The 24,547-nt window shown below is 68.1% G+C and carries 27 protein-coding genes; 12 read left to right on the top strand and 15 right to left on the bottom strand.

What is annotated here, in order from left to right:
• From AC1RWI_RS33155 to AC1RWI_RS33120, 8 genes are all read right to left on the bottom strand, one after another.
• Positions 1–963 (bottom strand): c-type cytochrome (locus AC1RWI_RS33155; protein ID WP_492870442.1); only part of this gene is annotated, 963 nt, incomplete at its 3' end.
• A complete protein-coding gene (soxC, locus tag AC1RWI_RS33150; RefSeq protein WP_492870441.1) occupies positions 947–2,311 on the bottom strand; it encodes a sulfite dehydrogenase in 1,365 nt (454 codons plus the stop codon). The genes AC1RWI_RS33155 and soxC, both read right to left, overlap by 17 nt.
• A gap of 143 nt (positions 2,312–2,454) precedes the next feature.
• Positions 2,455–2,862, bottom strand: a complete 408-nt coding sequence (locus AC1RWI_RS33145; protein WP_043350505.1) for an ArsR/SmtB family transcription factor — start codon at positions 2,860–2,862, stop codon at positions 2,455–2,457.
• Positions 2,863–2,965: 103 nt separating this feature from the next.
• The gene (locus AC1RWI_RS33140; protein WP_492870440.1) at positions 2,966–4,228 is read right to left on the bottom strand and encodes an FCSD flavin-binding domain-containing protein; all 1,263 of its coding nucleotides are present in this window, start codon (positions 4,226–4,228) and stop codon (positions 2,966–2,968) included.
• Between the two features lie 28 nt (positions 4,229–4,256).
• Positions 4,257–4,595 carry a c-type cytochrome gene (locus AC1RWI_RS33135; RefSeq protein WP_043350512.1) on the bottom strand — a complete coding sequence of 113 codons (339 nt, stop codon included), beginning with the start codon at positions 4,593–4,595 and terminating at the stop codon, positions 4,257–4,259.
• 187 nt (positions 4,596–4,782) lie between these two features.
• The gene (locus tag AC1RWI_RS33130) at positions 4,783–5,613 is read right to left on the bottom strand and encodes a BON domain-containing protein (RefSeq protein WP_492870439.1); all 831 of its coding nucleotides are present in this window, start codon (positions 5,611–5,613) and stop codon (positions 4,783–4,785) included.
• A gap of 87 nt (positions 5,614–5,700) precedes the next feature.
• Positions 5,701–6,288 carry a phosphoheptose isomerase gene (locus AC1RWI_RS33125; RefSeq protein ID WP_043350515.1) on the bottom strand — a complete coding sequence of 196 codons (588 nt, stop codon included), beginning with the start codon at positions 6,286–6,288 and terminating at the stop codon, positions 5,701–5,703.
• 98 nt (positions 6,289–6,386) lie between these two features.
• The gene (locus tag AC1RWI_RS33120) at positions 6,387–6,755 is read right to left on the bottom strand and encodes a YraN family protein (RefSeq protein ID WP_043350517.1); all 369 of its coding nucleotides are present in this window, start codon (positions 6,753–6,755) and stop codon (positions 6,387–6,389) included.
• A gap of 39 nt (positions 6,756–6,794) precedes the next feature.
• On the opposite strand from AC1RWI_RS33120, the gene rsmI reads away from it, so the two are divergent.
• Positions 6,795–7,718, top strand: a complete 924-nt coding sequence (gene rsmI / locus AC1RWI_RS33115) for a 16S rRNA (cytidine(1402)-2'-O)-methyltransferase (RefSeq protein ID WP_043350522.1) — start codon at positions 6,795–6,797, stop codon at positions 7,716–7,718.
• 72 nt (positions 7,719–7,790) lie between these two features.
• Here rsmI and AC1RWI_RS33110 read toward each other — a convergent pair whose 3' ends face one another.
• A complete protein-coding gene (locus tag AC1RWI_RS33110; RefSeq protein ID WP_492870438.1) occupies positions 7,791–8,627 on the bottom strand; it encodes a septal ring lytic transglycosylase RlpA family protein in 837 nt (278 codons plus the stop codon).
• A gap of 327 nt (positions 8,628–8,954) precedes the next feature.
• On the opposite strand from AC1RWI_RS33110, the gene AC1RWI_RS33105 reads away from it, so the two are divergent.
• The 3 genes from AC1RWI_RS33105 to AC1RWI_RS33095 all read left to right on the top strand — a co-directional run bounded on the left by AC1RWI_RS33105 (position 8,955) and on the right by AC1RWI_RS33095 (position 10,723).
• Positions 8,955–9,605 (top strand): MBL fold metallo-hydrolase, encoded by a 651-nt coding sequence (locus AC1RWI_RS33105; RefSeq protein WP_043350529.1) that lies wholly within the window; start codon positions 8,955–8,957, stop codon positions 9,603–9,605.
• Positions 9,606–9,679: 74 nt separating this feature from the next.
• Positions 9,680–10,327 (top strand): exonuclease, encoded by a 648-nt coding sequence (locus AC1RWI_RS33100; RefSeq protein ID WP_492870437.1) that lies wholly within the window; start codon positions 9,680–9,682, stop codon positions 10,325–10,327.
• A 168-nt stretch (positions 10,328–10,495) separates the two neighbouring features.
• Positions 10,496–10,723, top strand: coding sequence for a hypothetical protein (locus AC1RWI_RS33095; protein ID WP_043350535.1), 228 nt, complete (start codon positions 10,496–10,498; stop codon positions 10,721–10,723).
• A gap of 97 nt (positions 10,724–10,820) precedes the next feature.
• On the opposite strand, the gene arsC is transcribed toward AC1RWI_RS33095, so the two are convergent.
• Together arsC and AC1RWI_RS33085 are read right to left on the bottom strand one after the other, a co-directional pair.
• On the bottom strand, positions 10,821–11,180 hold the full coding sequence (arsC, locus tag AC1RWI_RS33090) for an arsenate reductase (glutaredoxin) (protein WP_043350539.1): 360 nt from the start codon (positions 11,178–11,180) through the stop codon (positions 10,821–10,823).
• 103 nt (positions 11,181–11,283) lie between these two features.
• Positions 11,284–12,189, bottom strand: coding sequence for a LysR family transcriptional regulator (locus AC1RWI_RS33085; protein ID WP_043350542.1), 906 nt, complete (start codon positions 12,187–12,189; stop codon positions 11,284–11,286).
• Between the two features lie 248 nt (positions 12,190–12,437).
• Here AC1RWI_RS33085 and AC1RWI_RS33080 point away from each other — a divergent pair, with 248 nt between their 5' ends.
• Positions 12,438–13,028: a GNAT family N-acetyltransferase gene (locus AC1RWI_RS33080; protein ID WP_052494713.1), complete on the top strand. Its 591-nt coding sequence runs from the start codon at positions 12,438–12,440 to the stop codon at positions 13,026–13,028.
• 195 nt (positions 13,029–13,223) lie between these two features.
• Here AC1RWI_RS33080 and AC1RWI_RS33075 read toward each other — a convergent pair whose 3' ends face one another.
• Complete coding sequence (locus AC1RWI_RS33075; protein ID WP_492870436.1) at positions 13,224–14,492, bottom strand: M20/M25/M40 family metallo-hydrolase; 1,269 nt, start codon at positions 14,490–14,492, stop codon at positions 13,224–13,226.
• A gap of 44 nt (positions 14,493–14,536) precedes the next feature.
• On the bottom strand, positions 14,537–15,802 hold the full coding sequence (locus AC1RWI_RS33070; protein WP_492870435.1) for an allantoate amidohydrolase: 1,266 nt from the start codon (positions 15,800–15,802) through the stop codon (positions 14,537–14,539).
• A 425-nt stretch (positions 15,803–16,227) separates the two neighbouring features.
• Between AC1RWI_RS33070 and AC1RWI_RS33065 the strand changes: the two genes are divergently transcribed.
• The 7 genes from AC1RWI_RS33065 (at position 16,228) to AC1RWI_RS33035 (ending at position 23,121) form a co-directional block, all read left to right on the top strand.
• Complete coding sequence (locus tag AC1RWI_RS33065) at positions 16,228–17,649, top strand: C4-dicarboxylate transporter DctA (RefSeq protein WP_043350555.1); 1,422 nt, start codon at positions 16,228–16,230, stop codon at positions 17,647–17,649.
• Between the two features lie 45 nt (positions 17,650–17,694).
• Positions 17,695–18,384 (top strand): GntR family transcriptional regulator, encoded by a 690-nt coding sequence (locus AC1RWI_RS33060; RefSeq protein ID WP_043350559.1) that lies wholly within the window; start codon positions 17,695–17,697, stop codon positions 18,382–18,384.
• A gap of 294 nt (positions 18,385–18,678) precedes the next feature.
• Entirely contained in the window at positions 18,679–18,807 is a 129-nt protein-coding gene (locus AC1RWI_RS33055; protein ID WP_269083351.1) for a hypothetical protein, read from the top strand.
• A 69-nt stretch (positions 18,808–18,876) separates the two neighbouring features.
• Positions 18,877–19,698 carry an SDR family oxidoreductase gene (locus AC1RWI_RS33050; RefSeq protein WP_043350563.1) on the top strand — a complete coding sequence of 274 codons (822 nt, stop codon included), beginning with the start codon at positions 18,877–18,879 and terminating at the stop codon, positions 19,696–19,698.
• Between the two features lie 72 nt (positions 19,699–19,770).
• A complete protein-coding gene (locus tag AC1RWI_RS33045) occupies positions 19,771–20,547 on the top strand; it encodes an enoyl-CoA hydratase-related protein (RefSeq protein ID WP_043350565.1) in 777 nt (258 codons plus the stop codon).
• Positions 20,548–20,599: 52 nt separating this feature from the next.
• Entirely contained in the window at positions 20,600–22,306 is a 1,707-nt protein-coding gene (locus AC1RWI_RS33040) for a long-chain-fatty-acid--CoA ligase (RefSeq protein WP_043350568.1), read from the top strand.
• Complete coding sequence (locus AC1RWI_RS33035) at positions 22,303–23,121, top strand: crotonase/enoyl-CoA hydratase family protein (RefSeq protein ID WP_492870434.1); 819 nt, start codon at positions 22,303–22,305, stop codon at positions 23,119–23,121. Before AC1RWI_RS33040 ends, AC1RWI_RS33035 begins: the two co-directional genes overlap by 4 nt.
• 61 nt (positions 23,122–23,182) lie before the next feature.
• On the opposite strand, the gene AC1RWI_RS33030 is transcribed toward AC1RWI_RS33035, so the two are convergent.
• On the bottom strand, positions 23,183–23,566 hold the full coding sequence (locus AC1RWI_RS33030) for a DUF2784 domain-containing protein (protein ID WP_492870433.1): 384 nt from the start codon (positions 23,564–23,566) through the stop codon (positions 23,183–23,185).
• Positions 23,563–24,480 (bottom strand): LysR family transcriptional regulator, encoded by a 918-nt coding sequence (locus AC1RWI_RS33025; protein ID WP_006157327.1) that lies wholly within the window; start codon positions 24,478–24,480, stop codon positions 23,563–23,565. The genes AC1RWI_RS33030 and AC1RWI_RS33025 overlap by 4 nt, the downstream gene beginning before the upstream one ends.
• Between the last annotated feature and the right edge of the window lie 67 nt (positions 24,481–24,547).

Genomic DNA, 24,547 nt, shown 5'->3' with positions numbered 1-24,547 from the left:
CTGCCCACCCGCCCGGATCTTGTGGGCGAGCGCGTCCTGCGCATCCTGACCCTGGTACTTGCGCGCGACCTCGGCAAAGCTCGGGCCGACCAGCTTGCGATCGGTCGCGTGGCAGGCCATGCACTGGTACTGGCTGGCCAGCTTCGCACCCGCCGTCTCGCCGAGTGTGGCCGGGGTGGCGGCCGCGGGTGCGCTGGCGCCGCCGCCAGCCCAGCCGCGCGTGGGCCCCACGGTGCGCTGTTGCGCCGCCAGGTCGCCGTGGGCATCGCGGGCATAGGCCGGCATGGTCGACACAATCCTGACCGTGGGCGTGCAATCCTTCATGCACGCCGCATTGCGCGTATCCGCCCGGCCCCGCCCGGGCCACAGGCCATGTTGCAGGGTCATGCCGTTGCGGTTCGGCATTTTTTGCTGCACCTCGGCGATATTGCCATCCGACAGCGTGAATTCCGCCGGCACGATATCGCCCAGGTTGAGCAGGTAGGCCGTGACTGCGTAGACGTCGTCGGCGGACAGGCTCCGGGGCGCGTTCCACGGCATCGCACGGTGGATGTAGTCCCACAGGGTGCTGACCGTGCTGACCTTCATCAGCGTGGTGCGGTACGGCTGGTTGCCGGTCAGCGAGGCCACCCGGCCACGCCGGATATCCTCGGCGCTGGTGCCGCCGACGATGGGCGAGAACACTTCGTTGGACTCACCGAAGTCGCCATGGCACGAGGCGCATTTTCCGTCCCAGATCTTTTGTCCCTGCGACACAGTGCCGCTGCCCTTGGGCAGGCCCTGGAAGTCGGGGCGCACATCGATATCCCAGGCCTTGACCTCGGCCGGCGTGGCAGTGCGGCCGAGCGCGGCACGCGCACTGTCAGCCGGGGCGGCGGCCATCGCCACCTGCACGCATAGCGCGGCGGCACAGGCGAGCATTGCCGCACGCCCGGCACCGGGCAAGTTAGTCAACGTGGACATTGGAGACCTCGCCGCCATCCGCCACCTGCCAGCTCTGGATGGCGTTGTTGTGATAGATCGAGCGCGCGCCCCGCACCGCGCGCAGCTGCGCCAGGCGGGGCTGCACGTAGCCGGTCTCGTCGATGGCGCGGCTCTGCAGGATCGCCGGGGAGCCATCCCACACCCAGTCCAGGTTGAAGCGCGTCAGGCATTTGGAGAGCACGGGCGTTTCCAGCCTTGCTGTGCGCCAGTTGCGCCCGCCGTCGACGGACACATCGACGCGCTTCACGCGCCCGCGCCCGGACCACGCCAGCCCGCTGATGTTGTAGAAGCCACGCCCCACCAGCTGCTGCCCGCCGGAGGGCGTGGTGATAACGGACTTGCACTCCTGGATCGAGGTGTACTGGCGCAGCATGCCGTCGGGCATCATGTCCACGTAGTGCACGGTTTCGTCCTTGGTGTTCCACGGCTGATCGCCGAGCTCCAGCCGGCGCAGCCACTTGACCCACGACACGCCCTGCACCCCGGGCACCACCAGCCGCAGCGGGTAGCCGTTTTCGGGGCGCAGCATCTCGCCGTTCATGCCCCAGGCGACGATGATCTCGTCGGCCAGCGCCATCGGGATGGTGCGGGTCATGCCTGAACCGTCGCCGCCCTCGGCCAGCAGATAGCGCCCGCGCTTGAAGTCCGCGCCGGCATCGTCGAGCAGGACCTTGAGCGGCACGCCGGTGAACTCGCAGCACGACAGCATGCCGTGGGTGTACTGCACCGTGGGCACCGCCACGTTGCCCCACTCCATGCCAGTATTGGCCCCGCACTCGATGAAGTGCATGCGCGACACCGCGGGCAGGCGCATCAGGTCGTCCATGGTGTAGACGCGCGGCGCCTTCACCAGGCCATTGATCATCAGGCGGTGGCGGGCCGGATCGATGTCTTGCCAGCCTTGATGATGCCGCTCGAAGTGCAGGCCGTTGGGCGTGATGATGCCGAAGAAGCCTTGCAGCGGGGCAAAGGATACCGAGGCCGCCGATACCCGCGTCAGTCCTGGCGACTCGCGGCGCACCAGGTTCTTCTCGAACGGTGACGGCTGGCCGTAGGGATGCGCGGCAACCGGCTGGCCGAGCGTGGTGGCCCAGGGTTGCGGGGTGAGGATGGCGTCGTCGCCGGCAGCGCCATCCGCTGCGCGGGCCCGGCTGGCGACGCCAGCGGCCAGCGCGGCTGCGGCGCCCAGGAAGCTCTTGCGCAGGAAGTCGCGCCGAGGACTGTCGGACGCACCTACGCCATGCTGCGTGATGTCCTGCTGCAGCGAGGCGCTGACGAAATGTTCCGGCGCACGCACGATGCGCCCGGGGCGGCTCTGTTGCGGCACTGCGGTCTCCTCCGGCTCGCGCGTGCGGCGCCAGAGGCGCCGTCGGCGAACCTGTTGTGGGTCAGCGCCCGCGCAAGCGGACGGCTGCCGTCGAACCTTGGTGCGAGCGTTGCGGCCCTGGCGCGTGGCGCCCGGCGCATCGCTCAGCGGCTGCGCCGGCGCGGTGCCGGGGTGGCCTGCGGCATGAAGCGATCGACCATGCTTGCTGGCAAAGCGTTGTCTTCCAGCCGGCTGGCGACCTGCACGCAGACCGTGCGGCACAGCTCGATCACGCTCTCGTCCTCGATGGCGTAGAACACGAGGTTGGCCTCCTTGCGGCGCGACAGCACGCCCGCGCGGTACATCGCGGTGAGATGGCGCGACACATTGGTCTGCGACGATCCCACCGTCTCCACCACGGTGCCCACCGGCTTCTCGCCATCGCACAGGGCGTGCAGTATCTTCAGCCTGGTGGGCTCTGCCAGCAGGCTGAAATACCCCGACACTTTCTCGAACACGCGATCCATCTCATCCATGCCGTTCAATATATTCGTATATGCGTAATTGCGCATATAGTGTTTACCCCTTCGCATAGCCGAAGCCGTCGAACAGGCCAAAGCCGCGCGCCATGACGACGGCTGTCTCTCCCTCTCCCCTCAGGGGGAGAGACCGCCTTCAGCCCAGCATGTCGGCCCAGATGGCATCCGCCCATGCCTGCGCATAGGTGCCTTCCAGCGCGTTCGGCGCTGCCGACAGCCCGCCTGACCCGGGCACCGTGACCATGGTCTTCTGCGCCGCATCGTAGCGATGCACGCTGGCGACATGGATGGCTTCGCGCTCCGAGGTGAAGCTGTAGCAGGTGTTGTTGTACAGCGGCTCGGGGTTGGGCGCGTGGCCGGCCAGCAGCGACACGATGGCGGCGGCCGCCACCTTGCCATGCTGGTTGGCCATATGGCCCGACTTGGGCATCAGCGGCGCAATCTGGATGGCATCGCCGAGCACGTGGATATTGGGCGCGGCCTTGGATTCGAAGGTGAGGAAATCGACCTCGCACCAGCGGCCGTTGGCGGTGGCCAGCCCGCTTGCAACGGCGATGGCCCCGGCCCGCTGCGGCGGCAGCAGGTTGAGCACGTCGGCGCGCTCGTCGTCCTGCACCTCGAACTTGAGCGTGCGGGTGACAGGGTCCACATCGACGGCGTTGTACTGCGGCCGATACTCGACCATGCCCTGGTAACGCGTGGCCCAGACCTGCTTGAACAGCGCGGCCTTGGAGGTGACGTCGGGATTGGCGTCAAGGATCAGCACCTTGCTGCGCGGCTTGGCCCGGGTGAAGTAGTCCGCGACCAGGCAGGCGCGCTCATAGGGGCCAGGCGGGCAGCGATACGGCGCCAGCGGAATGCTGATGGCGAAGGTGCCGCCGTCGCGCATGGCCTCCAGCTGGCGGCGCAGGCCCACCGTTTGCGGGCCGGCCTTCCAGGCGTGCAGGATCTGGTCGCCGCCGGGCTGGGCGAGGCCCGGGATCTCGCTGCGGAGCACGTCCACGCCGGGTGAGAGCACCAGCTTGTCGTAGGCGAGCGTGCCGCCACCTGCCAGGCGTACCTCGCGGCGCGCGGCGTCGATCGCGCTGACGTGGTCGCGCACGACCTTGACGCCGTGGCGCTTTGCCAGCGCATCGTAGGACAAGGTGATGTCGTCGATGCGCTTGCTGCCGGCGAGCACCAGGTTGGATAGCGGGCAGGACACAAAGCTGGCGTTGGGCTCGACCAGCGTGACCTCGATGCCCTGGGCGCTCCATTCGCGCAGGTAGCGCGCGGCGGTGGCGCCGCCGTAGCCGCCGCCTACCACCACCACCTTTGCCTTGCGGGTCGCGGCCTGCGCGCCGAGCGTGCCGAACATGGCCGTGCCGGCCAGCGCGCCGAGAAACTCACGTCGTTGCATCTGGAAATCTCCTTGCCGGGTTGCAGGGTCAGCGCACGGCGGCGAACCAGCCCGCGATGGCTTCGATCTGCTGGTCGCTGTAGCCCTTGGCGATCTGCTGCATCACGGTGGCTTCGCGCTTGCCTTGCTGGAAGTCCTGCATCTGGCGGACCAGCTCGGACTGGCTGCGCCCGGCGAGTGCCGGCACCACGCTGCCCGCAGGCGCGCGGCCGGCCGGGCCGTGGCAGCCGGCGCAGGCGGCTGCCCAGTTGCGCGCCTGTAGCGCGGTGGCGTCGGGGGCCTGCGCGCGCGCGCAGGCAGGCAAGGCCAGCAGCGTCAGCGCTATGAGCGCCGCTGTCAGGGCAGCTGGCGTGGGGGTCTGGTTCATGGTGTTCGCTCCGGGGTCGCGCCGCGAGGGCGTGCCAACCCTAGCACAGCGCAGCGCGCGCATGTGATGCGAAATCCGCAGATCGAACTGCGCCGGCTGCTGTCAGGCAGCGGGCTGCGGCCGGCAGAGTCGGTGGGCGTTGGGCGAAAGGCGGGAGCCTGGCGGGCCGCCTTTCGCGCCTGGCCGTTCAGGGCAGGTTACGGCCGGGCGGCAATGCCACCGGCGAGGCAACGGGCGATGCCACCGGGCTGGTCGTGGCGCCGGTGGCCGCGTCGGGCGCGGCTTGGGCGGGCGCCGACTGCACCGGTGCTGGCGTACCCAGCGCTGCGTCTGCCGGCGCGGTCCGCCCGGTGGCGGCAGCGTCGAGCCTGGCCGCCTCGGCTTCGGTCACATAGTCGAATGCCTTGACCACCTTGACCACGCCGCTGGCATTGCGCGCCACATCGGTGGCACGCTCGCCCTCGGGCGGCGTGACCACGCCGAGCAGGTAGACGACGCCCTTCTCGGTGACGATCTTGATCGAGTTCGAGGGCACGCCATCGGCAGTGACCAGCATGGTCTTGACCTTGCTGGTGATGAAGGTGTCCTGGCTTTGGGTGACAAACGACGGCGACGAGACGATCTCGAGCTCGTTGACCACCTCGCGCGCATTGGACAGGCCCTTTACGTATTGCTCGATCTGCTGCTTGACCGTGTTGTCCTTGGCTTCGCCGGTCAGCAGCACCTTGCGGTTGAAGACCGTCACGCTCACGCGGGCCTGGCCGTTGTAGCGCGAGTTCAAGGTGTTCTCGGCTTCGAGCTGCAGGCCGCGGTCGATGGTCTGGGTAGCGGTGGGCCGGCGGTCGGTGGCCATGGTCACGCCGCTGGCCATGCCGGCAGCGATGACCGGAAAGCAGCCGGCGAGCTGCGTGGCCGTGACGGTCAGGGCCGCCATCATGGCGGCGGTGCGGGCCAGGCGTGGCAGGTGCCCGGTCAGCCGGGCGGCGCGGGATTCACGCGGGTTGGGCAGAGTCGTCATGCGGTCCTTGCTGAAAGCGGTGAGGCAAAAAAACTGTGTTGGCAAAAGGCGGCAGCGCCGCGCGGCGGGCTTGGGTGGGCGCAGGCCTTACCCTTCGCCCAGCAACGCTTCGTCGATGCCGTCGCACAGGCAATGCAGGGTCAACAGGTGCACTTCCTGGATGCGCGCCGCGCGCTCGCTGGGCACGCACAGGTGGACGTCGAATTCGTCGAGCAGGCCGGCGAGCTCGCCCCCGCCCTGGCCGGTCAGCGCCACCACGCTCATGTCGCGCTGCTTGGCGGCCAGCACCGCGGCGATCACGTTGGCGGCGTTGCCGGAGGCGGACATGGCAAGCAGCACGTCGCCCGGCTGGCCAAGCGCCTCCACCTGCTTGGAGAACACCACGCTGAAATCGTAGTCATTGCCGATGGCGGTGAGGATGGAGCTGTCGGTGGTCAGCGCAATCGCCGCCAGGCCCGGGCGCTCGCGCTCGAAGCGGCCGATCAGGTCGGCTGCGAAATGCTGGGCATCGGCGGCGGAACCACCGTTGCCGCAGGCCAGGATCTTGTTGCCGCTGGTGAGCGCGCCAACCAGGCGCTCGATCGCCGCGGCAATGTGCGGCGCCATCACCGTGGCGGCCTGGCGCTTGGTCTCCGCGCTGTCGAAGAAATGCTGCTGGATGCTATCGATATGCATGGCTCGATCGGCCTTCTTGTTTTCAAACGCTTTTCAAATACGGCATGCGCCGCAAGATACCGCGCATTATGACGCAGGCGCCTGGGCTGCCCGCCGCTTCATGGCGCCGCGCCAGCATCGAACGCATCGCGGATCCATTCGAGACGGCCCGGCTCCAGCGCGACCACATCCAGCCGGCAGCGCGGCTCGAAGCCCTGCCCTGCCTGGGCCGCCAGGTAATGCGCCGCCGCCAGCAGGATGCGCCGCTGCTTGGCGGGCGTGACGCTGGCCGCCGCACCGCCATAGGCACGGCTGGCGCGCTGGCGCACCTCGACAAACACCAGCGTGCCGTCGGCCTCGCGCATGATCAGGTCGATCTCGCCGCCTTTGCAGCGATAATTGCGAACCACGAGCGCCAGGCCCTGCCTTTCCAGGTAGTCCAGCGCGCGCGACTCGGCCCGGGCTCCCCGCGCCTGCGTTGGCGACATCGTGGATTTGAATGATGGTTTCAACGGAAGTTCTCAAGCATGACTGACTGGATCTCCCTGGCGGCCGGCCAGTCCTACCCGTCCGGCACCCTGTATGTGGTGGCCACCCCGATCGGCAACCTGGCCGATCTCTCGCTGCGGGCGCTGCATGTACTCGGCCTGGTCGACGCCGTGGCCTGCGAGGACACCCGCAACACCGGGCAACTGCTCACGCGCGTGGGGCTGCACCGCCCCTTGCTGGCGGTGCACGAGCATAACGAGCGCGAGGCGGCCGAGCGCATCAACGCGCGGCTGGCGGCCGGCGAGCGCATCGCCTATGTGTCCGATGCGGGTACGCCCGGCATCTCGGATCCGGGCGCGCGGCTGGTGGAAGCGGCGCGCGCCGCGGGCCACGCGGTGGTGCCGCTGCCCGGCCCGAGCGCGACGGTGGCAGCGTTGTCGGTGGCGGGCGCGATGCTCGACAGCGGTGACGGCCGCTTCACCTTTGCCGGTTTCCTGCCGCCCAAGGCGCGTGCGCGCGCCGACGCCATTGCCGGGCTGGCCACGCTGGACCATGCCTGGGTGGTGTATGAGGCGCCGCACCGCATCGCCGACACGCTGGCGGCGCTGGCCGCCGCGCTGCCGGCCGGCAGGCGGCTGCTGATCGGCCGTGAACTGACCAAGCTGTTCGAGCAAATCCAGGTGCTGCCCGTGAGCGAGGCGCCGGCCTGGCTGGCCGCCGATCCGTCGCGCGCCAAGGGCGAGTTCGTGCTGGTGGTGGAAGGGGCAGCGCCCGCGGCGGCGGATGCCGGCCTGCCCGACGCCCGCGCCCAGCAGGTGCTGGGCCTGCTGCTGGCCGAGTTGCCGGCCAAGCGGGCCGCCAAGCTTGCCGCCGCCATTACCGGCGCGCCAACGGATGCGCTGTACCGGCTGGCGCTGGCGCAGCGCGCCGAGGGTGACGCGGACGACGAAGCCACGGCGTAAGCCGCAGGCAAGCGCGAGGCTGGCGCCGTCGGCCTCGCTGACCTGGCAGGGCTGCATGGTCCGCGCCCCGGCTCAGCGGCTCTTGCGCTTGGTAGTGGCAGGCTTGCGCGCCTTGCGGGCCGTACGCGCCGGCCTGGCGGCATTGTCTGCCATCTCGGAAAGAGGGGAGGCATCTTCGCCGCCATCGCCCGCATCGTCGTCGCCAGGCGCGATCTGTGGCCCCAGCGCCGCCACCTCGGAGCGCGACAGGCGCCGGATCTCCACCTGGGTCGAGCCGTGGTTCGTAAAGCCGAGGCGCTTGGCGGCACCGTAGGAGACATCGAGAACGCGGTTGCTGTGATACGGCCCGCGATCGTTGATGCGAACCACCGCGACCTTGCCGTTGCGCAGGTTGCGCACCAGCACCCAGCTGTCGAGCGGCAGCGAGGGATGCGCGGCGGTCATCGCGCGCATGTCGAAGCGCTCGCCATTGGCGGTCTTGCGGCCATGGAAGCCCTTGCCATACCAGGACGCCATGCCGCGCTGCTCAAAGGAGCCCAGATCGGGCCGCAAGCCTTCCAGCGAGCCCTGGCCGGCGCCCTCGCCCAGCCCATCGTTGCCGCCGCCCCAGCGGAACAGGCCCCAGCCGTTACCGTTGTCTTTCTGGGCATGATCGGTCGCCTCGCCCCTGGCGGCATCATCGGCCTTGCCATTCTTGCCGCCGCTTCTGTCGCCGTTTTTGTCGCCCTTTGCCGTCCTGCCCGGCTTGGCGGCCTTGGCACTTCCCGGGGTGGCGGCAGTGGGCATGCCCTCCTGCCCTTCATTCGCCGGCGGGATCGCGCAGGCGGCCAGCGCCAGCGCGCACGTGGCGTGCAGGCACAGGCGGACGATCCGCCCGGGGCGGGAAAAATAGGGGGGTAACCAAGACATCGCGGGAGTCTAGCATCACGCAGTTACACCTATGGCCTTGATTATGTTACGAATTGTCTGTAACACGCGGCAAAAGCCGTACCCGATTCGGCGGTCGTCGGGCGCAATGCCAGTCCTGGCAAGGCTTTCGCGGTGTGATGCCCGCATGGCTTCATGTCCTGGCCTTGCTGCCTGGCGCAGCACGTTCCGGTGTGCCCGACGCTACAATGCGAGGACGATTTCCATCGCGGGCCGCTTCGGCGGTTGCGTCCGTTGTGGCGCATCAGGCGCCCGCGGCTTCCGCGGCTTTCGCGATATCCCCGCGTTCCCCCTCCTGAGTTCCGCTCCATGCAAGTCCTATTGATTCCCGTGACGCCCTTCCAGCAGAACTGCGCGCTGCTGATCGACGAGACCACCGGCCGCGCTGCGGTGACCGATCCCGGCGGCGACCTTGACCGCATCCATGCGGCGGTCAAGGAGCACGGCGTGACGCTGGAGAAGATCTTCCTCACCCACGGCCATGTGGACCATTGCGCGGGCGCCGCGTCGCTCGCGCGCGAGCTTGGGATCCCGATCGAGGGGCCGCACGAGGACGAGCGCTTCTGGATCGAGCAACTGCCCGAGCAGACGCGCCGCTTCGGCTTTGGCCACGCCGAGATCTTCGAGCCGCAGCGCTGGCTGGACACGGGCGACACCGTGCAGTTCGGCAGCGAGACGCTGGAGGTCTACCACTGCCCGGGCCACACGCCCGGCCACGTGGTGTTTTTCTCGCGCGCCAACCGGCTTGCCATCGTGGGCGATGTGTTGTTCGCCGGCTCGATTGGCCGCACCGACTTTCCGCGCGGCAACCATGCCGACCTGATCCGCTCGATCCGCACCCATCTGTGGCCGCTGGGCGAGGACGTCACCTTCGTGCCCGGCCACGGGCCCGTCTCCACCTTTGGCGAGGAGCGCAAGCACAACCCCTACGTGGCGGACCACCTGATCGATGTGGCCTAGTGGCCTGGCAGGCTAGCGGGCGGGTGGGCTAAACCCGCCGCCGCTTTTCTCGAACCTCATTTCCAAAGCAGGCCATGGCCAAGCGACAGGCACCGGACACCCGTCCCGAAATCTATGTCAGCACCGACGTGGAGGCCGACGGCCCCATCCCCGGGCCGCACTCCATGCTGTCGTTCGCCTCCGCCGCGATGCTGGCGGACAAGACCGTGCTGAGCACCTTCTCGGCCAACCTGGAAACGCTGCCGGGCGCGGCCGGACATCCGGCGCAGATGCAGTGGTGGCAAACCCAGCCGGAAGCCTGGGCCGCCTGCCGGCAGGACCTGGAGCCGCCCGGGCGGGCCATGGTGCGCTACGTGGAATGGGTGGAAAGCCTGCCCGGCAAGCCGGTCTTCGTGGCCTTTCCGGCTGGCTTCGACTTCACCTGGATGTTCTGGTACATGATGCATTTTGCCGGCCGCTCGCCGTTTGGCTGGGCCGCGCTCGACATCAAGACGCTGGGGTTCGCCATGACCGGGCTGCCCTACCGCAAGACCGTCAAGGCGGCGCTGCCGGCGCAGTGGAAGGACCCGCTGCCGCACACCCATGTGGCGCTTGACGATGCGCTGGAGCAAGGTGCGCTGTTCTGCAACATGCTCGCCGAGCTGCGCGCGCGGGAGGCCACGCTGGCCGCCGCGCAAGCCTTGGCCGAAAGCGATGGCGCGCCACCGGCTCCCACGGCCTGAGCAGGCTTGCCTGCGCAGGGCCATGCGCAGGCCTCGCATCCTGGGCCACGCCAGCTATAGTTAAGACGTATATGGCATCCGAACCCACCCCGTCTCTCAGGGCTGCCGCAGCGCCACGCCATATACGGCTTGCACGGCCTCGCGAGCCACGCCCAGGAGGTGTCGCCCATGCGTTTCCATCCCAACCTGCACTTGCGCCAGATGGCCGGCCGGTTGCACTGGCCGCACGTGAGCTCATCCTCGCGCGAGTCCACCCGCCCGCACTCCCTGGAGGACGATGCCGAAGTCGCCAAGGCCATGGTCTACGTGAGCGTGGTGACGCTGGTGATCCTGCTGGTGGTCCTGGCGGCAATCGCTTTCGGTCAGGAGGCCGTGCACTGGCTGGGTGTTCAATAGACGACCCGCCTGAAGCAGTTCAGCCTCCCTGACCGGGCCGGCCCCCACCTAGGTGGGGGCCGGTTTTATTTCGGGGCCAAGGTTTGCCGGCGCCGGCTCAGGCCAGCAAGGGGGCGACGTTCTCGGGGGGGCGGCCGATGGCGGCGCGGCGGTTGCGCACCACCAGCGGGCGTTGCAGCAGGATGGGGTGGTCGGCCACCGCACCCAGCACCTCGGCATCGGTCAGGCCCGGATCGGCCAGGCCCAGCTCCTTGAAGGGCGCTTCGTTGTCGCGCACCATCTCGCGCACTGGCACGCCCAGCATGGTGTGGAGCTGCTTGAGCGTGGACAACGTGGGGGGCGTCTTCAGGTATTCCACGATCTCCACGGGCTCGCCCAGCCGGCCAGCGGCAGCCTCGACCAGCGCGAGTGTTTCGCGCGACTTCGAGCAACGGGGGTTGTGATAGATGGTAATCATGGTGGCACTCCTGGTTCGACCGATGCCCCGGCGCCGGGGCTCAAACCCGCACTATACAAGCGGCGCCGCCCGCCCGCATGCCCCCGAGAGTTGGCATAGCGGCTCAGGCCGGGCTTTGCCTTTGCGGCGCCAGCCGCAGCAGGGCCGCCACGGTGGCGCGCAGCCCGGCGCGCAACGGCTTGTCGTGGCGCAACACCAGCGCCAGCGTGCGCGCCAGCGGCGGGGCCAGCGGGCGCACGGCGATCCGCGCGCGCGGCTGGCCCGGCGGCAGCGCCATGCCCGGCAGCACCGAATAGCCCAGCCCGGCACCCACCAGCTCCTTGATCGCCTCGACGCTGTCGAGCTCCATCACCGGGCGTGCGCTGATACCGGCGCGCAGGAACCATTCGTCCACCAGCCGGCGCGTATTGCCGCCGGGCGAAAAGAGCACCAGCGGCCGCCCGGCGAGGTCGGCGGGCGCAACGGTAGCGGGCAATGGTTCGTCGTCGGCGGGGCCGATGGCCACGAACGGGTCTTCCAGCACAGGCGTGATGTCGAACATCCGGCCAGAGGCCGGCAGCGTCACGAAGGCCAGGTCCAGGGCGTTGTCTTCCACCGCCTTGAGCGCCTCGCCGGTGTTTTCCGTGCTGACCACGATCTCCAGCGCCGGCATGGCGCGGCGCAGGTCGCGCAGCACCGCAGGCAACAGGTAGATGCAGGCGGTGGCGCCCGTGCCCAGCCGCACCCGGCCGACCACCCCACCCGCGTGGCGCGCCATGCTGTCGTCAGCGGCGGCCAGCGCCCCGGCCACGCCACGCGCGTGCGCCAGCAAGTCCTCGCCAGCGGGGGTGGGCAGCACATGGCGCCCTACCCGTTCGAGCAGGCGCAGGCCATAACGCTGCTCCAGCTGGCGCACCTGCAGGCTGACCGCCGGCTGGCTCAAGCCGAGGCGCTCGGCCGCCGCCGAAAAGCTGCCAAGATCGCAAACCAGCGAAAAAGCGTGCAGGAAGTCGGGATTGAGATGCCGCATGCCAAAGATTTTCTTATGCGCTGCATAAGTCAGCGAAGCTTCCTTTATAGCATCGGCGCAAGTTAAGGTAGCAGCGTGCCCCGGCCCTTGCCACCGCGGGGCAGTTTGCTGCAACACGGCTTTCATCCACGTATCGCCTTTCCTCCGGCATCGACTACGCTCGAACCGGCTTACCTGCCCAAACCGCTCGCCGCGCCAGCATCATGAAAGCCCCTCTCGCCACACTCAGCGCCGCCTGCGCCACGCCGATGGCCGTGGCCAATGCCACCGCCGCCGTCCAGGCCTGCGCCAGCCCGTCGATCCGCGACGCCACCGCCGCCGACATCCCTGCCATCCAGGCCATCTACGCGCACCACGTGCGTCACGGCCGCGCGTCGTTCGAGGAAGTCGAGCCAGGCGTGGACGACATCCGCCTGCGTCACGCCGAGGTGAGGCGCCAGGGCCTGCCCTACCTGGTGGCCGAGCGCGGCGGCGAGGTGCTGGGCTACGCCTACGCCAGCGCCTACCGTACGCGCAGTGCTTACCGCTTTGCCATTGAGGATTCGGTCTATATCGACGAGCGCTACCGGGGCCAGGGCCTTGGCCTGGCGCTGCTGGCCGCGCTGGTGTCGCGCTGCGAGAGCGGCCCGTGGCGGCAGATGGTGGCGGTAGTGGCCTGCACCGCCAGCGGCGAAGGCGCTGGCTCGCTGGCCTTGCACGAGCGGGTGGGCTTTCGCACCATCGGCCGGTTGCAGTCCGTCGGGTTCAAGCACGGGCAGTGGATCGATACGGTGCTGATGCAGCGGCCGCTGGGAGATGGGGACGAAACGCCGCCGGTGGAGCGCGCGGCCAAGCCGTAAGACCTGGCCGGCTCCAAGCCGGCGGACAGCCGATCCACCTGGATTAATTCTAGTGATGAATTTTAAGCGGATATGGCTGGGAAGATATATTCGTCATGCGCATGATTTTGCGATCAAGGCTGACGAGAGGGCACGGCGAGCGCCTGCCCTCTCTTCAAGTTCCAAGGCTGATATCAGCCCCGGGACCATGACGGATCAACCGATCAGGTCCGACAGCGCCAGCGCCACCACCTTGGTGGCACGGTTCAGGTCGTTCAGGCGCAGGTTCTCGTCCGAATTGTGGCCGCGCGCTTCCATCAGCGTGCGCGGGCCGGCGCCGTACAGCACGGTGGGGATGCCGTACTTGGTGTAGTGGCGGGCATCGGTGTAGAGCGGCACGCCTTGCACCGGGATCTCCACGCCGAACACTTCCTCGGCACGGCCCTTCAGGGCGCCGATCAGCTTTTCCACGCCCGGCAGTTCCGACAGCGGCTCGGCCAGGATGATGCGCTCGACCTTGACCTCGATGCCCGGACGGTCGCGGGCGGCCTTCTCGACCACGGCGCGCAGCTCGCCCTCGGCGTCGAAGCCGATTTCTTCGGGGATCATGCGGCGGTCGACGCGGAAGGTCACCAGGTCCGGCACCACGTTGGTGTTGATGCCGCCCTTGATCAGGCCGACGTTCAGCGTGGCGGTATCGATGCCCAGCGTCTTCGACTTGCGCGTGGCCAGCTCCGCACGCAGGCCGTAGATGGCTTGCAGGATGTGGGTGGCGGCTTCGATCGCGTCCACGCCGGTGTGCGGCATGGCGGCGTGGCCTTGCTTGCCCTTGACCGTCACTTCCACGTGCAGGCAGCCGTTGTGGGCCGAGGTGATGCCGTAAGAGAAGCCGGCCGAGATGGCGTAGTCCGGCTTGCTCAGGCCCTGGTCGAGCAGGAACTTGGGACCGATGTCGCCGCCGGTTTCCTCGTCGTACGTGAATTGCAGTTCCAGCGTGCCGTTGAGCCTGGCGCCTTGCTTTTCGGCTTCCATCAGCGCCAGCACGGCGTACGTGTAGGTGGCGAAGTCCGACTTGGACACCGCCACGCCACGGCCGTACATGACCGGGCCGTGCTCGCTGTCGGCGATTTCGCCGCCGTACGGGTCCTTGGTCCAGCCCAGCCCCGGAGGCACCACGTCGCCGTGGGCGTTCATGGCGATGGTGGGGCCGCCCGTGCCGAAGGTCTTGCGCACCAGCAGGTTGGTGGCGCTGATCATGCCGGCGGCCTTGACCAGCTCGTGCGGCACCTTGTGCGCTTCGACCTTGAAGCCCAGGCCTTCGAGCAGCACCTTGGCGCGCGCGCCGTGCGCGTCGCAATCGCCCGGCGGGTTATCCGACGGCACCTTGACCAGTTCGGCGAGGAAGGCTTCCTGCGCGGGACGCTGGGCGTCGATGTAGTTGGTGAGCGTGGTCTGCAGCGGGTTCACGTTGTCTCTTGCGGTCATGTTGATTCTCGAAAAAGTCTTTCAGGATGACGGATGCGGGCGCTTTACTGCTGCCGCGCGGAATGCTTGTCGAAATGCTCGACGAAATCGCTGAACACGGCAGCCGCGCTGGCGGCGTCCTCCGCAGTCATGATCTCGGTGGGGTGATGGCTGATGCCACCGTTGCCGCAGCGCACAAACAGCATCGCGACATCGGCAATGGCCGCGATGGCCATGGCGTCGTGGCCGGCGCCGGAAGGCAGGTGCCGCACCGGCAGCCCCTGGCGGGCGATGGCATCCGCCCATTGCTGTTGCAGCCAGGGCGCGCACGGCACGCTGACGGCCTCGTGCGTCTTGCGGATCTGCACGCGCACATTGCGCCGGGCGCACACGCGCTCGATTTCGGCCAGCACGTCATTCACTGCTGCCTGGCGCACGGCGTCTTCGCCAGCACGGATGTCGATGGAGAAGACCGCGCGGCCCGGCACCACATTGGCGGCGCCGTTAGGCACGTTGAACTGGCCGATCGTGCCGACCAGGCCCGGCAGGCCACTGCAACGGCGCTCGATAAACAGGCCGATCTCGGCGCCGGCCATGGCGGCGTCGCGGCGCATGTCCATCGGCACGGTGCCGGCGTGGCCGGCCAGCCCTTCAAGTTCCACGATAAAGCGGGTGGCGCCGGAGATCGCGGTCACGACACCCAGTGACAGTCCTTCGTTGAGCAGCACCGGGCCTTGCTCGATATGGACTTCCACGAAAGCCAGCACCTGCTCGCGCGCATGCGCGGCGGCGGGCAGGCCGGCGGGATCGAAACCTGCCGCGCGCATCACTTCGCGCATGGTCTTGCCCGAGTCGTCCACGTTGTCGAGCACATTGGTGTCGAAGGTGCCGGCGATGGCGCGGCTGCCCAGCAGCGTGGCCTTGAAGCGCACGCCCTCCTCCTCGGCAAAGCCGACCACCTCGATGGCGAACGGGAAGCGCTTGCCCTGGCGGTTCCACTGCGCCACACAGGCGACCGGGAGGATCACGCCGAGGTTGCCGTCATAGCGGCCGCCATCGCGCACGGTGTCGAAATGCGAGCCGGTGAGCAGCGCGGGCGCATTGGGCGTGGTGCCCTCGTAGCGGCCGATCACGTTGCCGGCCGCGTCGCGGCGCACCGTCATGCCGGCAGCCTGCATCCACTCGGTGAGCTGCGCGGCGGCGCCGTGGTGAGCCTCGGTGAGATAGGTGCGGGTGAGCATGCCGGGCTGCTCGGTGTGGACGGCCAGGGTATCGGCCCAGGCCATGATGCGCGCCCCGGTTTCGGTAGCGGGCGTGAGGGTTGCTGCCATGCGTGTCTCCTGCTGGAAGTGCGCGAATGCGGGTGGCGCCGGATCATGCAAGCCCCGCGCCAGCGGTGCCTCGGGTGCCGGGCCGGCGCCGCCGGACCATCCCGGTGCGCCTTGACTCTCGTGCGAGAGCTCTATTTTGTGCGATTCATGGTAGCACAGTGAATTCAAAAATTGCATACAAAAATGATATGCACTATATTGGCTTCCACGTTCCGACAATTCGCTGCGGACAATCCGATCCGGACAGCGAGTTGCGTGGATTCCGCTCCAACAGGAGGGCCAATCCACGAAGCGCCGCAGCCCTCACCCGGCCACGCGCCCGGCACGTCAGGCCGGCTGTCCCGCCACGCGGGCAACCGGCAATTCCTGCAGCAATGACAGGATGCGCCAGCCAAAGTCCAGGACGCGTCCGCATGGAGACAACGATGCACCCAGCAGTCCAGCAACGGCCGGCTTCCGGCCGCCCGCACGCCGCCCCTTCCCGCTTTTCCCGCTTCTTCCGATCCCTGTTCGGCCAGGTCCTTGTCGCCCTGGTGCTCGGGACTGCGCTCGGGCTGCTCTTCCCCGAATTTGCCGCCAAGCTCAAGCCGCTCGGCGATGCCTTTATCAAGCTGATCAAGATGCTGATCGGCCCGATCGTGTTCTGCGTGGTGGTGGCGGGCATCTGCGGCGCCGGCGAGCTCAAGAAGGTGGGCCGCGTCGGCATCAAGGCCGTGCTCTATTTCGAGGTGGTCACCACCATCGCGCTGGCGCTGGGCATCGCGCTGGCCTACATCTTCCACCCCGGCACCGGCATGAACGTGAACCCGGCCTCGCTCGACGCCTCGGCCATGTCCGCCTACGTGGACACGGCCCAGAAGGTCAAGAGCGCGGGCATGGTGGACTTCCTGCTCAAGCTGATCCCCAGCACGGTGATGGGCGCGTTCGCCAGCGGCGACGTGCTGCAGGTGCTGCTGGTATCGATCCTGTTCGGTTGCGCGCTGTCGCTGGTGGGTGAGCGCGGCCAGCCGCTGGTGACGATCATCGATACCTTCTCGCACACGCTGTTCAAGATGATGGGCTTCATCATCAAGCTGGCTCCGCTGGGCGTGCTGGGCGCGGTAGCCTTCACCGTGGGCAAGTACGGCATCGGCTCGCTCAAGCAGCTGGGCTACCTGGTGCTGGTGTTCTACGGCGCGGTGGCCTTGTTCGTGATGGTGGTGCTGGGCACGGTGATGCGCCTGTGCGGCTTTTCCGTCTTCAAGCTGATCCGCTACCTGCGCGCCGAGCTGCTGGTGGTGCTGGGTACCGCCTCGTCCGACAGCGTGCTGCCGCAGGTGATGAAGAAGCTGGAGTTCCTCGGCATCAAGAAATCGGTGGTGGGCCTGGTGATCCCCACGGGCTACTCCTTCAACCTGGATGCCTTTTCGATCTACCTGACGCTGGCCGCGGTATTTATCGCCCAGGCCACCAATACGCCGCTCGCGCTGGGCGACCTGCTCGGCATCCTGGCGGTGGCGCTGGTCACCTCCAAGGGCGCGCACGGCATCCCCGGCTCGGCCATCGTGATCCTGGCGGCCACGCTGTCGGCGCACCCGGCCATTCCCGCCATCGGGCTGGTGCTGGTGCTGTCGGTGGACTGGTTCATCGGCATTGCCCGCGCGGTCGGCAACCTGATCGGCAACTGCGTGGCCACCGTCGTGGTCGCCGCCTGGGAAAAGGACATCGACCGGGCCCGCGCCCACGACGTGCTCAACGGCAGGATCGACGCCAGCGACCTTGAAGCGGGCTTTGCCCCGGCGCCGCACGAGGCCGCCCTGGCTACCCCCGGGGCATCCCCGCTGCCCGGCGCGGCCGCGGGGCGCTAGAATCTCGGGATTCCTCCTACCGAGACGCTGCGCAAGTGCGCAACCATGCCTGAGCATATCGACCCTGCCATGACCGCCGAAGCGATCGCCGAAGACATCGTCGCGGCGATCGTCTCGCACCGCCTGCCGCCCGGCACCAAGCTGCGCGAAGAGGCCCTGGCCAGCGTCTACCGCGTCAGCCGCACCAAGGTGCGCGCCGCGCTGCTGATGCTGTCCAAGGACAAGCTCATCCAGATCGTGCCGGACAAGGGCGCCTTCGTGGCCAAGCCCAGCGCCGAGGAGGCGCGCGAAGTGTTTGCGGTGCGCCGCATCCTGGAGGCGGCCCTGGCCCGCGAGTTCGTGGCGCGCGCCACCGCCGCCGACTACAAGCGCATTGACCGGCACCTCGTCGCCGAGAAGAAAGCGCTGGGCGGCAGCGATGCCCATGTGCGCACCCGCCTGCTCAGCGATTTCCACATCATGCTGGCGGACGTGGTGGGCAATGGTGTGCTGACGGGCATGCTGCAGGAGCTGTCGTTGCGCAGCGCGGTGATCACCATGCTCTACCAGTCCCGCCGCGATGCCGCCTGCTCCTCGGATGAGCATCGCGACTTCATCGAGGCCGCCCGCGCCGGCGACACCGAGCGCGCGGTGACCCTGATGGTGGAGCACCTGAACCACGTCGAGGCGGCGCTGCATTTCGAGCAGGTGCCCGCCGCCCGCAGCAAGGACCTGGTGACGGCGCTGCTGGCCTGAACCGGGCATGCTGCTGCGCGCTTGACCCAGGTCAATGCGCGCCACGCGCCTTTGCACGATCATCGACCTCGTCATGAAGCTGCGGGGGCGCGCTTCATGACACACTGGCCCGTCCATCGCGGACGGCAGCCCGCACGCCGGCTTGGGTGCGGGCTTTTTCTTTTGCGCGCCGCGCGCGCCATCATTGCCAGATCCGCACGTGATCGAATCACGGCTTCGGAGTAGGATGTCGGAGGCCCAAGTCAGAGGCTGCTTAAAAGATAAATGGCAAAAGATAAAAGCCAGGAGACAGACATGACCCGTTCCAGCCGTCCGGTGGCGATGTTCGAGCCATCGCCAGCACCAGCCCGCGCCATCCTGCTCCCCGATTTGCCGCCCCTGGCGGTCTCGCCGTCCGTGCGCCCGCGCCGCGTGCGCGGCTGATCTTCCCGCCCGATTTCCGTGCCGGGCCATCCGCTTTCATCATCCAACCCATCCGAGGGAGGGAAACCTATGTCCAACGCGTTCAAAGACGACGTCCTGGCCGGCAAGGTCGTGTTTATCGCCGGCGCCTCGTCCGGCATCAACCTGGGCATCGCCCGGCATTTTGCCAAGGCAGGCGCCAGGCTGGCGCTGGTCAGCCGCGACCCCGAGCGTATCGCGGCGGCGGCGGCCAGCATCAACGACGCCGGCGGCAGCGCCATCGGCATGGCAGCCGATGTGCGCGACTACGCCGCGGTGGAAGCGGCGCTCGCGCGCACGCGCAACGAGCTTGGCCCGATCGACATCGTGATCTCGGGCGCGGCCGGCAATTTTGTCGCACCGGCCCTGGGCATGTCCGCCAACGGCTTCAAGACCGTGGTGGATATCGACCTGATCGGCACCTTCAATGTCTTTCGCGCCTGCTTTGCCTTTCTGAATGCGCCGGGCGCCTCGCTGATCGCCATCACCGCGCCGCAGGCGGTCAACGCGATGATGTTCCAGGCCCACGTATGCGCCGCCAAGGCCGGCATCAACATGCTGGTGAAATGCCTGGCCATGGAATGGGGCCCGGCCGGCGTGCGCGTCAACGCCATCTCGCCCGGCCCCATCGCCGGCACCGAGGGCATGGCGCGGCTCGCGCCCACGCCGGAAATGGAGGCGCGCTTCAAGGCGCGCCTGGCGCTGCGTGACTACGGCGACAAGGACGATATCGCCAATACGGCGCTGTTCCTGTCCACCGACAACGCTCGCTATATCACCGGCACCATCGTCGACTGCGATGGGGGCAGCAAGCTGGGCGACGCGTCCGCCGACGCACTGCATCCGCCCAAGGCGCCCGGCAAGGCGGCCTGAGCCGCGCGGCGCTACACACACTCAAGCCTTCGTGCATTTGTGCAGCAGAACACCTACGACAAGGAGACTCCTATGACTTCACCCGTGCTCTATCACGCCGCCGAGGGCGTGGCCACCATCACCCTGAACCGCCCCGACGTGCTCAACGCGCTCAACAGCGCGCTGCTGCTCGAGCTGCGCGCCGCCGTCGAGCGTGCCGCGCAGGACGAGGCCGTGCGCGCGGTGGTGCTGAGCGCCAACGGCCGCGGCTTTTGCGCGGGCGCCGACCTGGCCGGGCGTGGTACCGGGCTGCAGGATTCGGGCACGCTGCTGCGCGAGCGCTACCACCCGATCATCCTGGCGCTGCGCAATATGCCCAAGCCCGTCATCACCTCGGTCAACGGCGTGGCGGCCGGCGCCGGCATGAGCCTGGCGCTGGCCGGCGACGTGGTGCTGGCTGGCCGCTCCGCGTCGTTCCTGCAGGCCTTCTCGAAAATCGGCCTGGTGCCCGATGCGGGAAGCACCTACTTCCTGCCGCGTTACGCCGGCGAGATGCGCGCCCGCGCGCTGGCCATCCTGGCCGAGAAAATCGACGCCGAAGAAGCGCATCGCATCGGCCTGGTGTGGAAGGTGCATGAAGACGAAGCCTTGCCGGCCGAGACCGCCAGGCTGGCCGCCCACCTGGCGCAGATGCCCACCTTTGCCTACGGCCTGATCAAGGAAGCGCTCAACGCCAGCCTGCAGAGCGACCTGCCGGCGCAGCTCGAACGGGAAGCCACGCTGCAGTCGCGCGCATCGAAGAGCGAGGACGTCAAGGAAGGCGTGGCGGCGTTCCTGGAAAAGCGCAAGCCCGCGTTCAAGGGCCGCTGAGCGCCGCTGGCTACGCATCGCACCACCCATTCGAAACCAGGAGACGCGCACCATGCTAGGCCTCATGCAAGACCGTCCGTTGCTGATTTCCTCACTGATCGAGTACGCCGCGCAGTACCACCCGCAGCAGGAGATCGTGTCGCGCACGATCGATGGCGGCACGGTGCGCTCCAACTACGCGCAGGTGCACCGCCGCGCGAAGCGGGTCGCCAGCGCGCTCGTCGGCCCCGGCGGATTGGGCGGACTGGGCGGACTCGGCGTTGAGCAAGGCGACCGTGTCGGCACGCTGGCATGGAACACGCACCGCCACCTGGAGCTGTACTTTGGCGTGTCGGGCGCGGGCGTGGTGCTGCATACCGTCAATCCCCGCCTGTTCCCGGAGCAGATCGACTACATCATCAATCACGCGCAAGACCGCGTGCTCTTCTTCGACCCGTGCTTCGCGCCGCTGGTGGCGCAACTCGCGCCGCGCCTGTCCAGCGTCAAGCACTTCGTGGCAATGACCGATCGCGCCGGCACCGACGCGCTCGGCCTCGCCGGCAAGCTGCCCAGCCTGCTGTGCTACGAAGACCTGGTCGAGGCCGGCAGCGAGGACTATGCATGGCCGCAGTTCGACGAGCGCACCGCGTCCTCGCTTTGCTACACGTCGGGCACCACCGGCAACCCCAAAGGCGTGCTGTATTCGCATCGCTCCACCGTGCTGCACAGCCTCAAGGCCTGTGCGTCCGACACGTTTGGCGTGAGCGCGGACAGCACGATCCTGCTGGTCGTGCCGCTGTTCCACGCCAACGCCTGGGGCATGCCCTACGCATGCGCCATGACGGGCGCAAAGATGGTGCTGCCCGCCCAGCACCTGGACGGCGAAAACGTCTACCGCATGCTGCGCGACGAACGCGTGACCTTTTCCACCGCGGTGCCCACGGTGTGGCTGATGCTGTTCCAGTACCTGGATGCGCATCCGGAGATCGATCCGCGCTCGCTCGGGCTGAAGCTGGCCGGCGTAGGTGGCTCCGCCGCGCCGGCGGCGATGATCGAGCGCTTCGAGCAGCAGTTCGGCGCGCGCTTCGTCCAGGGCTGGGGCATGACGGAGACCAGCCCGATCGGCGTGATCAGCACGCTCTTGCCCAAGCATCAAGCGCTGGGCGCGCAGGAGCAATTGAAGATCAAGCTCAAGCAAGGCCGCGCGCTGTGGGGCGTGGACCTGCGCATCGAGGACGACCAGGGCAACGCGCTGCCGCACGATGGCCAGGCCTTTGGCCGGCTCAAGGTGCGCGGGCCGTGGATCGCCTCGGCGTACTTCAAGGCAGAGCACGACGCGCTCGATGCCGACGGCTGGTTCGACACCGGCGACGTTGCCAATATCGATGCCGACGGCTATGTGCAGCTGGTGGATCGCGCCAAGGACGTGATCAAGTCCGGCGGCGAGTGGATTTCTTCCATCGATCTGGAGAATGCCACCATGGGACATCCCGCCGTGGCCGAAGCCGCCGTCGTGGGCGTGCCACATCCCAAGTGGCAAGAGCGCCCGCTGCTGGTGGTGGTGCGCCGCGCGGGCAAGGACGTGAGCGCCGCCGACCTGCTCGCGTTTCTCGCCGCGCGCGTCGCCAAATGGTGGGTGCCCGACGACGTCGCCTTTGTCGACTCGCTGCCCCACACTGCCACGGGCAAGCTGCTCAAGGTGAAGCTGCGCGAACAATTCAAAGACTATGTCCTGCCCACGGCGCAGGACCCGATTCCAGCAAGGAGCAATGCCCTATGAGCACCAGCAGCGAACGCATCATCCTGACCATCGAAGACGGCGTGGCCGAGGTCAGGCTCAACCGGCCCGACAAGATGAACGCGCTCGACCCCGCCATGTTCGACGCGCTGATCGAGACCGGCCAGCGTCTCGCGCGCGAGCCGGACTTGCGCGCCGTTGTGCTGTCGGGCGCAGGCCGCGCATTTTGCGCCGGGCTCGATATGCAGAGCATGGCCGGGCTGGGCGATGGCCAGGGCGACGCCATCGCCGCGGGCCGCCTCGCGGCGCGCAGCCATGGCGTCGCCAACCGCCCGCAGTTCGCCTGCATGGTGTGGCGCGAATTGCCGGTGCCGGTGATTGCCGCTGTGCACGGCGTGGCGTTCGGTGGCGGCTTGCAGGTCGCGCTCGGCGCGGACCTGCGCTATGTCACTGCGGACACGCGCATGTCGGTGATGGAGATCAAGTGGGGGCTGGTGCCCGACATGGCCGGCATGCTGCTGATGCGCGGCCTGGTGCGCCCCGACCGCCTGCGCGAGCTGATCTACAGCGGGCGCATCGTTACTGGTGAAGAAGCCTGCGCGCTGGGCCTGGCCACCGCCGTGGTGGACGACCCGCGCGCCGCCGCGCTAGCCACCGCGCGCGACATCGCCAACCGCAGCCCGGACGCAATCCGCGCCGCCAAGCGCTTGATGCAGGTGAGCGAAGACGGCGATGGTGCCGCCATCCTGCTGGCCGAATCGGTCGAGCAGGACCGGCTGATCGGCGGCGCCAACCAGCGCGAAGCCGTGATCGCCAATATGGAAAAGCGGGCAGCGGCGTTCAAGCCGGCGTCGTAGTGTTGCGTGGCGCAGGCGCAGGCGGAGGTGCTTGGCGATCCGCGCCTTGCGTCCTGCGCGCTCAGGCGTGCCGACGCGTTCGCTGGCGCCGCATCCGGCGATAGAGCGCCACGTAGACCGTCAGGTTGAGCGCCAGCACCACGGCGCCAAGCCCCATCTGGATCTCGCGCGTGAGGCCCTCGGGATAGATCAGCGCCAGCACGTAGTGCTGCACAAAGTCCCCGCCATAGGCTTGCTGCCCCGCGCGCTGGCGCAGCGCATTTTCCAGCGGCGTGAGCGGGCAGATCCATCCGCTCCACTCCACCACCACGCCCCAGGCCGCTGCCGGCAGATGCAGCCAGGCCATGCGCGGCCAGCGCAACACCAGCAAACCGCCCAGCACGACGAAGACGATAAAGGCGAGGTGAACAAGGACGATCGCGTCCGCGAGCCACCCCGCCATCATCTTCCTTGCCGCCCGGTCCAGTAGCCCGGCACCGCGAACGCCGCCTTCAGGTGCTCGATAAAAAAGCGGATCTTTGCCGGCACCGGACGCTGCTGCGGGTACACCGCAAGGATGTCGTAATCCGGCAGCGCGTACTCATCCAGCACCGTGATCAGCTCCCCGCTCTCCAGCTGCGGCAGGATTTCCCAGGTGGAGCGCCAGCCCAGCCCCAGGCTCTCGCCCGTCCAGCGATGCAGCAACTCGCCGTCGTTGCAATCCAGGTTGCCATTGACGCGCACTGTCACCGTCTTGCCGTCCTGCTGGAAATACCAGCCGCGCTGCTGGCCTCCCTGCAGGTTGAACGCCAAGCAGTTGTGCTGCGCCAGGTCGTCCAGTGTCTGCGGCACGCCGTTGCGCGCGAAGTAAGCCGGCGTGCCGCACACCACCCGCTTGTTGGTCGCCAGCTTGATCGCGACAAAGTTCGGATCGATGGCCCCGCCGATGCGGATGCCCACGTCATAGCCCTCGCGCACGAGGTCCACCACGCGGTCGGTCAGGTTGAAGGAAATCTGCACCTCGGGGTTCGCCGCCAGGAACGCCGGGGCATGCGGCGCCACATGCTTGCGCCCGAACGCCGCCGGTGCCGACACGATCAGGTGGCCGGTCGCCTTGTGCTTGCCCTCGGCGATCAGCATCTCGGCCCGGTCCAGGTCCGCCAGAGCCTTCTTGCATTGCTCCATGAACGCCGCGCCTTGCTCCGTCACCACAATGCGCCGGGTCGAGCGGTGCAGCAGCTTCACGCCGATGCGCGCCTCCAGCGCATTGATGCGGCGCCCGATCATCACCGGCGTCACCCCCTGCGTCAGCGCGGCCGCAGCCATGCTGCCGTGTTCGACAACGGCGATAAAGGCTTCGATCTGTTTTAGCTTGTCCATGCTGTGTGTCTCCTGGGCGTCATTGTGGCGCATTTGGATGCGGCGGGCATGTGCTGGGGGCTATGGG

The sequence above is a fragment of the Cupriavidus sp. MPR-AND1C genome (assembly GCF_058809705.1).
This window is presented reverse-complemented; position numbering and strand designations above follow the sequence as displayed.